Origin of the sequence: Bradyrhizobium sp. CCBAU 65884, from assembly GCF_028128835.1 — a bacterium.
Classification (GTDB): Bacteria; Pseudomonadota; Alphaproteobacteria; order Rhizobiales; family Xanthobacteraceae; genus Bradyrhizobium; species Bradyrhizobium ottawaense.
This window is the reverse complement of sequence record NZ_LBJU01000045.1, coordinates 1-2,526: the sequence shown is the minus strand read 5'-3', so window position 1 is coordinate 2,526 and position 2,526 is coordinate 1. Positions and strand designations below refer to the sequence as shown.

At 64.8% G+C, this 2,526-nt stretch carries 2 protein-coding genes; both read right to left on the bottom strand.

What is annotated here, in order from left to right:
• Positions 1-49: 49 nt before the first annotated feature.
• Complete coding sequence (gene istB / locus XI03_RS01715; protein ID WP_271591118.1) at positions 50-805, bottom strand: IS21-like element helper ATPase IstB; 756 nt, start codon at positions 803-805, stop codon at positions 50-52.
• Positions 806-819: 14 nt separating this feature from the next.
• The gene (istA, locus tag XI03_RS01710) at positions 820-2,355 is read right to left on the bottom strand and encodes an IS21 family transposase (protein WP_271591117.1); all 1,536 of its coding nucleotides are present in this window, start codon (positions 2,353-2,355) and stop codon (positions 820-822) included.
• Between the last annotated feature and the right edge of the window lie 171 nt (positions 2,356-2,526).

The following is a 2,526-nucleotide window of genomic DNA, read 5'->3' as shown; positions in this document are numbered from 1 at the left end:
CGGTCAGCGCCTGGGTCGCCTTGAGGTTTGGAACGGGAGGTGGCGAAGGTCAAGCTGTCGCTGTCGTCTCGGGTTGCATTTGGCGCTGCTTTCGCATGCTGTCGCCGCTAAGCTCGATGCGGTAGGCATTGTGGACGAGGCGATCGAGGATGGCGTCGGCGATGGTTGGGTTGCCGATGATGTCGTACCAGTGATCGATGGGGATTTGACTGGTGACGAGGGTCGAGCGGCGGGCGTATCGGTCCTCGACGATCTCGAGGAGATCGCGGCGCTGCTCGTCGCTGAGCTTCTCCGGCCCCCAATCGTCGAGGATGAGCAGGTCCGGCTTTGCCAGTGCCTTGAGCAGGCGGCCGTAGCGGCCGTCGTCTCTGGCGAGGGCCAGCGTTGCGAAGAGCCGTGGCACGCGGTGATAGGCGACGGAGAGATCTTCGCGGCAGGCCTGGTGGCCAAGCGCGCAGGCGAGCCAGCTCTTGCCGACGCCCGCGGGGCCAATCAGCAGCAGATTGTGCTGCTGGCGGATGAAGTCGCAGCCGGCGAGCTTGAGGAAGAGGTTGCGGTCGAGGCCGCGGGCGGCGCGGAAATCGACATTCTCGACCTGGGCGTCGTGGCGCAGCCTGGCGGCGCGGGCACGGGCCTCGAAACGCTTCTGACGACGCGTTGTCACCTCGCTTTCTATGAGGAGGGCGAGCCATTCGCTGTGTTCGAGACTGTGGGCTTCCGGCTGGGTCTGCAGGTTCTGAAAGGCGGCAGCCATGCCGTGCAGGCCGAGATCGCGCAGCATATCGATGGTGGGATTGTTCAGCATTGTCGATTGTCTCCTCAATGAAAATATCCGGGGCCACGCAGATTGGCGTGCTCCATGACGGCAGGGGCCTCGTCGGTCTCGTGCGGGGCTTTGTAAGTGGCGATGAGCGAGGTGACGCTTTTGCAGGTCAGCCCGCCGATGGCGACGGCGCGAGCCGAGACGGCCTCGGCGCGTCTGCAGTCGATGTCGCGAAAAAGACGCATGACGCCCAGGCTTGTCCTGAAGCCCTGTTCGGGATGCGGGCGGCTGGCCAGGATGGCGGTGATCAGGCTCTCGGTGTGCGGGCCAATCGTGGCGGCCCAGCGACGAAAGCGATCGGGCGTCCACTCGGCGTAGCGACGATGGGAGGACGGCATATGGTTGGGATCGGTTCCAAAGCGGGAGCCGCCATAGCGACGCTGATGGACTGCGATGCGCTGGCCGCGATGGAATATCTCGATGGTGCGGGCCGTCGCTCGCACATCGACCTGCTGGCGGATGAGCCGGTGCGGCACGGAATAGAAGAAGCGGTCGAACTCGACGTGATAATCCGTGGAGACCCGGGCAAGCCGCCATTCTGCGAACTCGTAGTCCTCTGCCGGTAGGGGCGCGAGCGCGGCGCGCTCTATTGTCTGGAAAAGATGACGGCGGCTGACGCCGAGCCGTCGCATGACGTGATCGTTGATGCGGTCCAGTGCTTCGGCAATGGCCGCATTGGCTTCGGCGAGCGAGAAGAAGGTCTGCTTACGCAGCCGGCCAAGGATGCAGCTCTGGGCAAAGCGCACCGTGTTCTCGACCTTTGCCTTGTCCTTCGGACGCCGCGGCCGCGCTGGCAGCACGCCGACGCCGTAATGGGCCGCCATCATGCCGTAGCTGCGGTTAATCTCCGGGTCATAGAAGCTCGCCCGGTTGACGCCCGCCTTTAGATTGTCGGGAACGATCAGGCGCGGGACGCCGCCGAAGAGGCGGAACATGCGCACATGCGCGCCGATCCAGTCGGGCAATGTCTGGGTCCAGCTTGCCTCCGCATAGGCGAGACCGGAGGCACCGAGAGCGCCGATGAAGAGCTCGGCTTGGCGGATCTCGCCGGTGCGGCGATCGACGATTGCGATCTTCTTGCCGGAATAGTCGACGAAGACCTTGTCGCCGGCGGCATGCTCCTGCCGCATCGTCGGCGACAGCCGCTGCTCAAAATTGCGAAAGAGCTCGCAGAAGCGGCTGTAGCCATAGCCGTCGGGATGGACGGCGCGGTACTCCTCCCAAAGAATGAGCAGCGTGACGCCGGGCTTCTTCAGCTCGACGGCAAGATCGGCCCAATTGGGCTCGGGACGGCGCCGCGCGCCCTGCTTGACGCCGGCACGGGCGAACAGCCTGCGCTGGAGCGCATCGTCCGTCAAATCCCCGGGCAACGGCCAGCTCAGCCCCGCCGCCGCGGCGCGCTTCAGGTTATCCTGGACGGTGCTGCGGGCGATCCCCAGTATCACCGCAATCTCGCGGGCGCTGCTTCCGCCTCCGGCAAGCCGCAGCATTTGTCTCAGTTGTCTCATGGTCAGCCTTCTCTTTGCCGGCATCCAGCCACTCCTCGTTCTTCACGAGGCGCTTGATGCCAAAGTTGCTGACCCAGGGCAGGTTCGTCGCGGCCCCTCCCGGCCGGTTATTGATCGGAATCGCGGCCGGCTTCAGATCGGAACGGTGGCCGACAATTGATCGGAATGCCCGCCGGCTTCACGTCGGAATCCGCA

Bases quoted from the DNA above. Each gene is read 5' to 3' on its own strand.
- istB (WP_271591118.1), bottom strand. From the start codon at position 805: ATGCTGAACAATCCCACCATCGATATGCTGCGCGATCTCGGCCTGCAC.
- istA (WP_271591117.1), bottom strand. From the start codon at position 2,355: ATGCCGGCAAAGAGAAGGCTGACCATGAGACAACTGAGACAAATGCTG.